The sequence below is a fragment of the Anaerococcus sp. HMSC065G05 genome, from assembly GCF_001812365.1.
In the GTDB taxonomy this organism is placed as follows: domain Bacteria; phylum Bacillota; class Clostridia; order Tissierellales; family Peptoniphilaceae; genus Anaerococcus; species Anaerococcus vaginalis.
In genome coordinates this window covers 112182-119534 of record NZ_KV808719.1, presented here as the reverse complement: position 1 = coordinate 119534, position 7353 = coordinate 112182, and the positions used below count along the sequence as shown (strand labels likewise).

Genomic DNA, 7353 nt, shown 5'->3' with positions numbered 1-7353 from the left:
TTTTCTGAGCCCGTAACAGAAAACACTAGAAGAAGTGTAAATGTATTTTTGGGACTTGATAAAAATCTTGCTTATTCAAGACATTATCCTGCTATAAATTGGTTAAATTCATATTCAAATTATCTAAATCAAATGGCAAATTATTATGAAAATATTAGTGGGGAAGATATAGTTTCTTTAAGAAATAAAATGATGGAAATTTTAACTGAGGAAGACAAATTGCAATCAATAGTAATGCTGGTAGGAAAAGATTCCCTATCAGATAAGCAAAAAAATCTTTTGGATGTAGCAAGTATGATTAAAATTGCTTTTCTTCAACAAAATGCCTTTAATGATACCGATAAATATGTTCCATTAAATAAGCAAATTCAAATGCTAAAAGTTATAGAAAATTATTATAATATTTCAAAAAATTTAATCGAAGAAGGAATATCTTATAAAAATATTTACGATAAAACATTAATATCCAAAATTAATTCAATGAAATATGATATTAAAAATGATGAAATTGAAAAATTTGCATCACTAAATAACAATATTCAATCATATTTTCAAAGTGTGAAAGAAGGTAATAAATGAAAAAGCAATATACAAAAATCAAAAAAATTGAGGCCTCAATTATTGAACTTGATAAGGTAGAAGATATTGCTTACAATGCTGTGGTAAAAGTAAACACTTTGGGAGAAAATTTTATTGGTCAAGTTGTAAAAATTGATGATGATACAGTTACAGTAGAAGTTTTTGGAAATACACAAGATTTTTCCTTAAATGATATTGTTGTAGAATTTGAGGAAAAACCTTTAGAAATTCCTTTAAACGAATCTATTTTGGGAAGAACTTTTAATGGGATTGCAAGACCAATTGATGATGGTGGAGAAATTTATTCTGATAAATTTTATTCGGTTGAAGGAAATCCTCTAAATCCTGTTTCTAGAGAATATCCAAGAAATTTTATCCAAACAGGAATTTCATCAATAGATATTCTTACGACATTAATTCGTGGACAAAAACTTCCAATTTTTTCTGGATCAGGAATGCCACACAACGAAATCGCAGCCCAAATTGTAAGGCAAGCAAAATTAAAAACTGAAGAGGATTTTTGTTTTGTTTTTGCTGCTATGGGAATTAAAAAAGATGAAGCTATGTTTTTTGAAGATGCTTTTACCAAAGCAGGAGTTAAAGATAAGGTAGTAATGTATGAAAATTTGGCAGATGATCCAATTATGGAAAGATTAATTACACCAAAATGTGCCCTTACAGCTGCTGAATATTTGGCTTTTGAAAAAAATAAACACGTTTTGGTAATAATTACAGACATTACATCTTATGCAGAAGCTCTTCGTGAAGTGTCTTCAATTAGACAAGAAGTTCCTTCTCGTAAAGGCTATCCTGGATATTTATATTCAGATCTTGCAAGCTTATATGAAAGAGCTGGTATGATTGATGGAGTTAATGGTTCTGTAACTTTAATTCCAATTTTGACAATGCCAAACGATGATATTACTCATCCAATCCCAGATTTAACAGGATATATTACAGAAGGACAAATTGTAATTGATAGAAGCTTAGATCAAAAAGGAATTTATCCTCCAATAAATATTCTTCCTTCTTTATCAAGACTTATGAAAGATGGAATTGGAGAAGGCTTTACAAGAAGTGATCATGATGATTTGATGAATCAGCTTTACGAATCTTATTCAAAAGTTCAAGAAATTAGAAATATTTCTCAAATAGTTGGAGAAGATGACTTATCAGATTTGGATAAAAAATATTTGGATTTTGGTAAAAATTTTGAAAATAGATTTTTAAGCCAAGATTCTTATGAAAATAGGAGTTTGGAAGATTCTTTGGATTTGGGATGGGATATTTTAAAAATTTTACCAATTGAAGAAATTCACAGGGTAAGCAAGGAAAATAAGGAAAAATATTTGGGAGCTAAATATGACTGAAACAAAATTTGCCCCAACTAAGGCAAATTTGATGAAGGCAAAAAATCAATTAAGCCTAATCAATGAAGGTTATGATATTCTTGATAAAAAAAGAAAAGCTTTGATAGGTCAATATAATGCAAAAATAAATCAAAGAAATGAATTGAATAAAATTGTTAATTCTTGCATTAAAGATGTTAAAAAAAATATAAAAAAAGCAATTGTAACAACGGGGGAAGATAGGTTAAAATCGATAGCCTTATCAGTTCCCCTAGATGAATCCATTACTTTGAAAGAAAAAAAGTTTATGCAAACAAAAATTTTTGAAATTGATTTTGATTTAAAAAAATTGGACTTATCGTATTCATTAAATTTGACTAATTCTTTATTTGATGAGGCTCTTTTGTCATTGAATGATTTAAAAGAAAAAGTATATAAACTTGCAGAGCTTGATACAACTATTAAAAATTTGGATACAGAAATAAAAAAGACATCCAAAAAAGTAAATTCATTAGAAAAAGTTCAAATTCCAAATTATAAGGCTATAATTAAATCAATTTCTAGCCAAATTGAAGAGAGAGAAAGAGAAGAATTTTCTAAAACAAAAATGATTAAAGACAAAAAAATTAATAAGTAAAAGATAGGTGCTTATGTCATCTATCTTTTTTTATTGGGTATATTTTTAATAGAGTGATTAGGAGGGATTTATGGAAGATATAAAAAATGAAGTGAAAAAGGCTTGTTTGGAAATTCTTGAAAAATCTAAGGCAAAAGCGGGAGATGTTTTTATTCTTGGAGGTTCATCTTCTGAAATTTTGGGATATAAAATAGGAACGCAATCGAGCGGAGAAGTTGGAGAGGAAGTTGTTAAAACTTTACTTGAAATTTTAAATGAGAAAAAAATTTATCTTGGTGTTGGCGGATGTGAGCATATAAATAGGGCGATTGTTGTTGAAAGAGAGCTTGCTTTTAGGGATAGATATGAAATTGTATCTGTTGTTCCTCAAATACACGCAGGAGGTTCTTTTGCAACTGCTGCTTATAAATATTTTAAAGATCCTGTTGTAATTGAACATATAAGTGGAGATTTTGGTATGGATATTGGAGATGCAAATATAGGGATGCATATAAAATTTGTCCAAGTTCCTCTTAGATTAGAAATTAAAAATATTGGAAACGCTCATTTGACTGCTTTAAAATCTAGACCAAAATTGATTGGAGGAATTAGGGCAAGATACGAATAAAAAAATCCTTGCAAATTAATTTTTGCAAGGATTTTTTTATTTATTCTCAGATAAATTTATATTTTTATTAGGTGTATTTTTAAATTTTATAGTTTCGTAATAACTTGTATCTTCAATATCATAAGATGATTTTTGCATTGATGCTGATAGGGCAAGTCCTATATTTATAAAACAAATTAGTAAGAATGTTCCACCTGATGAAAAAAATGGGAGGGGAATTCCTGTTACGGGCATAAGTCCTATAGTCATTGCCACATTTTCAAAAATATGGACAAAAAACATTGCACAGATACCAGCAACCATTAAAGAAATAAAGGAATTTCTTGATTTTTTGCTTATTGTTAAAAGTCTATAAATCATTATTACAAAGGCAATTAACATTAGTATAGCACCAATAAATCCTAATTCTTCTGCAAGAACTGAGAATATAAAATCACTTTCTTTTTCTGGGATATAACCATATTGTGCTTGAGTTCCTTGCATAAATCCTCTACCTGATAACATTCCTGAGGCAATAGCAATTAAACCTTGTTGTTGTTGCCATCCACTTCCTGATGTATCTCTTGATGGGTCTAAAAAATCGTGAATTCTATCAGCCTTGTAGCCTTTTAGATTTAATAATAAAAACAAAGCTCCCAAAACTGCCACAGCTAAAAGCCCAACAATCCATTTCCAAGAAAGTCCAGCCAAAAAAAGCATTACAGCTATAAAGAAAATATAAACCATGGCTGTACCAAAATCTGGTTGTAACAAAATAAAAACTATTGGCAAAAATGCAAAAACTAAAGTTTTTATCAATCTTGATGGATTGTTAATTTCGTCCTTATATTTTTCTAAATATGCTGCTAAGGCAAAAATAATTCCTATTTTTGTAATTTCTGATGGTTGGATTTGAACAGGTCCAATAATTAGCCAAGAATTTGAACCCCATCTTTCAGCGCCTTGTCCTAAAAAATAGTTAAAATCAAAAGCAATAGAGAAACTCCATAAACTGGGTAAGCTGCTTTTTTTAAAACATCTAGATCCATTGTACAAATAAGTATTATAAAAGAAAATCCTAAAATACTAGCAATAATTTGGCTTTTAATTTCTGAAAAATTTCCAGAAAAAGCAGAATAAAGGACAAATAGTCCATATATACTCAAAAAAGTTGTGCTCAAAAACAAAAGCCAATCAAATTTTTTGAATTCTTTTTTCTTTATATTAAACATTTAATCACTCCAATTCAAAAATAATTATATAATAGACAGAAAATTTCTTCAATTAATATTTTTATATTTAAGGGTATAATGATAAAACGATAAAGAGGTGATAATTATTTTAAACAAAAGTGAAATTAATGAAGTTGTCGATAGATTAGATCAAATGTATCCGAATTTAGATAAAAGTTTTTTAGATTTTACAACGCCATTTGAGCTTTTAATTGCAACAATTTTGTCTGCTCAATGCACAGATGTTAGGGTAAATAAAGTTACAAGCAATATGTTTAAATTCGCAAATACTCCAGAAGATTTTTCGAATATGGATATAAAAGAAATTGAATCTTATATAAAAACTTGTGGTTTATATAAAAATAAGGCAAAAAATATAAAAAATGCCTCAATAATGCTTATTAGAGAATTTGATGGAAAAGTTCCAGATAATATGAAAGATTTAACAAAACTTCCAGGTGTTGGAAGAAAAACTGCCAATGTCGTAATGAGCAATGCTTTTGGCATTGATGCAATAGCAGTAGATACTCATGTTCAAAGAGTTTCAAATAGAATTGGACTTGCAGCTAGTAAAGATGTTTTGAATACAGAAAAAGATTTAAGAAAAAATTTGCCGAAAGAAAAATGGTCAAAACTTCATCATCAAATAATTGCTCATGGAAGAAAAATTTGTAAGGCAAGAAATCCCTTATGTGAAGAATGTGATTTAAGAGATTTATGCGAAGATTATAAGGAGATAAGATGATAAAATTATTTGCAATGGACTTGGATGGAACAAGTCTTGACAATAATTCAATTTTAAGAAAAGAAACAATAGATGCCCTAAAAAAATTAGATGAAAATGGAATTAAATTTGTATTTACATCAGGCAGAGCTATGCCTTCAGTTAGATATTTAATGTCTTTGACAGGCATTGATAATCCATTTGTTACAAACAATGGAGCACTTGCTATGATAAATAAAGAAAAACCAATATACACAAAAGGAATTGATGATAAAAAAATCAAAGAGCTTATAAATTTTAGCGAAAACAATGAGCTTTCCTATCAATTTTATGACGTAGATACATACTATTCAAATAGAATTAGACCAGAAAGATTTAATCATTTGAAAAAAGATAGCCAGTACGGAATGAATTATCAAGTGAATTTTTCATTTTCAACAAATCCATTAAAAGAATTAAATAATAGAAAAAATACTGCCTTAAAATTTCAAATTTTTCCAGATGTAGAAAAAAAAGAAGAAAAGATTATGGTCTTAGAAAAAGTTAAAGAGTTAGACCTTTATGCTACAAGCTCAAATGATAAAGTTATTGAGATTATGGAAAAAAATGTAAACAAGTTTAATGGAATAAGTGAGATAGGAAGTTTTCTGGGTATAAATAAAGATGAGATTGCAGCAATTGGCGATCAAGATAATGACATTCCCATGTTAGAAAATTCAATCCTATCATTTGCTATGGGAAATTCTATTGAAAAGGTAAAGGAAGTTTGCGACTATACTGTTTCAACAAATGAAAATTTTGGCTTAGTTGAGGCAATAAATATAGTATTGGAGAAAAATTCTCATGTTTAATATAGTTTTAATTTCACCAGAACATCCTGGAAATGTAGGAAATATTTCAAGAACCTGTGTATTAACCGAATCAAGACTCCATTTAATAAGACCATTTAAATTTGATTTTTCAGATAAAAGTTTAAAAAAAGCAGGAATTGATTATTGGGATAAACTTGATTTAGTAGTTCACGACTCAATGGAAGAATTTTTGGAATATATAAATGGGAAAAATATTTATCTTATTGAAACTGGTAGTGATAAAAATTATGCAGATATTTCTTACAAAGATGGGGATTATTTGATTTTTGGTAGGGAAAAAGAAGGGATTGATAAAAAAATAATAGAAAAATTTAAAGATAGAGTTTATACAATTCCAATGACAAAAAATATGGATAGGTCACTTAATTTAGCCAATTCAGTTGCGATAGTTTTATATGAAGGTCTTAGGCAAAATGATTTTTTAATTAATAGAGGTGATTAAATGTTTGATGTAATTATTATAGGAGCAGGCCCTGCGGGACTTACAGCAGGTCTTTATGCAGGTAGAGCAAAATTAAAAACATTAATTTTAGAAAAAGATATAGCAGGTGGACAAATTGCTACAACAGAACATGTAGAAAATTATCCAGGATCAATAAAAGATGCTGGTGGACTTGCCTTATCTGACAGAATGGAAGAACAAGCCAAACAGTTTTGCGATATAAAATATCAAGAAGTAACAAAAGTTGAACTTTTGGGCGATGTTAAAAAAGTTTATACAAAAGATGAAGTTTATGAAACAAAAGTTGTAATCCTTTCAACAGGAGCAAGCCATAGAAAATTAAATGTAAAAGGCGAAAAAGAATTTGCAAATCTTGGAGTTTCATATTGTTCAACTTGTGATGGTCCATTTTATCAAGGACTTGATATTTATGTAGTAGGCGGTGGAGAAGCTGCCCTTGAAGAAGCCTTGTATCTTACAAAATTTGGAAAAAGTATAACAATAATTCACAGAAGAGAAGGGCTTAGAGCAAGTCAAACTGTAATTGATAGATGTAAAGATAATGAAAAAATTTCTTTCTTATTAAATTACACAGTTGAAGAAATAAAAGGAGATAGCGAAGTAAAAGAATTAGTTTTGAAAAATACACAAACTAATGAATTAAAAACAATAAAAAATGATGACGATAGTCCAATTGGAGTTTTTGTCTATATAGGAAATGTTCCACAAACAGATTTGTTTAAAGACCAAGTTGAATTAGAAAATGGATATATTCCAACAGATGAGGATATGAAAACTAATGTTAAAGGAGTATTTGCAGTTGGAGATACTAGAGTCAAAAAAATTAGGCAAATGGTAACAGCTGCAAGTGATGGATGTATTGCTAGCGAAATGGCAAACAAGTATATTGAAAATGGTAATTGGTAGAATTA

Annotated in this window: 7 protein-coding genes and 2 pseudogenes; 8 read left to right on the top strand and 1 reads right to left on the bottom strand. The window is 28.8% G+C overall.

Translation table 11 applies throughout. The features are described 5' to 3' along the window. The 4 genes and pseudogenes from HMPREF2852_RS06865 to HMPREF2852_RS06850 all read left to right on the top strand — a co-directional run. Window positions 1-579 (top strand): annotated as a pseudogene (locus tag HMPREF2852_RS06865) (V-type ATP synthase subunit A); the annotation flags it as partial. Next, window positions 576-1949, top strand: a complete 1374-nt coding sequence (locus tag HMPREF2852_RS06860) for a V-type ATP synthase subunit B (RefSeq protein ID WP_070607026.1) — start codon at window positions 576-578, stop codon at window positions 1947-1949. The pseudogene HMPREF2852_RS06865 and the gene HMPREF2852_RS06860, both read left to right, overlap by 4 nt. Further along, window positions 1942-2565, top strand: a complete 624-nt coding sequence (locus HMPREF2852_RS06855) for a V-type ATP synthase subunit D (RefSeq protein WP_070607023.1) — start codon at window positions 1942-1944, stop codon at window positions 2563-2565. Before HMPREF2852_RS06860 ends, HMPREF2852_RS06855 begins: the two co-directional genes overlap by 8 nt. A gap of 70 nt (window positions 2566-2635) precedes the next feature. Next, window positions 2636-3172, top strand: coding sequence for a TIGR01440 family protein (locus HMPREF2852_RS06850; RefSeq protein ID WP_070607020.1), 537 nt, complete (start codon window positions 2636-2638; stop codon window positions 3170-3172). 36 nt (window positions 3173-3208) lie between these two features. Here HMPREF2852_RS06850 and rodA read toward each other — a convergent pair. Then, window positions 3209-4383, bottom strand: a pseudogene (gene rodA, locus HMPREF2852_RS06845) (rod shape-determining protein RodA). Window positions 4384-4480: 97 nt separating this feature from the next. On the opposite strand from rodA, the gene nth reads away from it, so the two are divergent. The 4 genes from nth to trxB are packed head-to-tail and all read left to right on the top strand — an operon-like array spanning window position 4481 to window position 7348. Next, window positions 4481-5128, top strand: a complete 648-nt coding sequence (nth, locus tag HMPREF2852_RS06840) for an endonuclease III (RefSeq protein ID WP_070607017.1) — start codon at window positions 4481-4483, stop codon at window positions 5126-5128. Further along, entirely contained in the window at window positions 5125-5958 is an 834-nt protein-coding gene (locus tag HMPREF2852_RS06835) for a Cof-type HAD-IIB family hydrolase (RefSeq protein WP_070607014.1), read from the top strand. The genes nth and HMPREF2852_RS06835 overlap by 4 nt, the downstream gene beginning before the upstream one ends. Beyond that, window positions 5951-6421 carry a tRNA (cytidine(34)-2'-O)-methyltransferase gene (locus tag HMPREF2852_RS06830; protein WP_070607011.1) on the top strand — a complete coding sequence of 157 codons (471 nt, stop codon included), beginning with the start codon at window positions 5951-5953 and terminating at the stop codon, window positions 6419-6421. The genes HMPREF2852_RS06835 and HMPREF2852_RS06830 overlap by 8 nt, the downstream gene beginning before the upstream one ends. Further along, window positions 6422-7348 carry a thioredoxin-disulfide reductase gene (gene trxB, locus HMPREF2852_RS06825; protein ID WP_070607009.1) on the top strand — a complete coding sequence of 309 codons (927 nt, stop codon included), beginning with the start codon at window positions 6422-6424 and terminating at the stop codon, window positions 7346-7348. It abuts the gene before it with no gap. The last annotated feature ends 5 nt before the right edge of the window (window positions 7349-7353 follow it).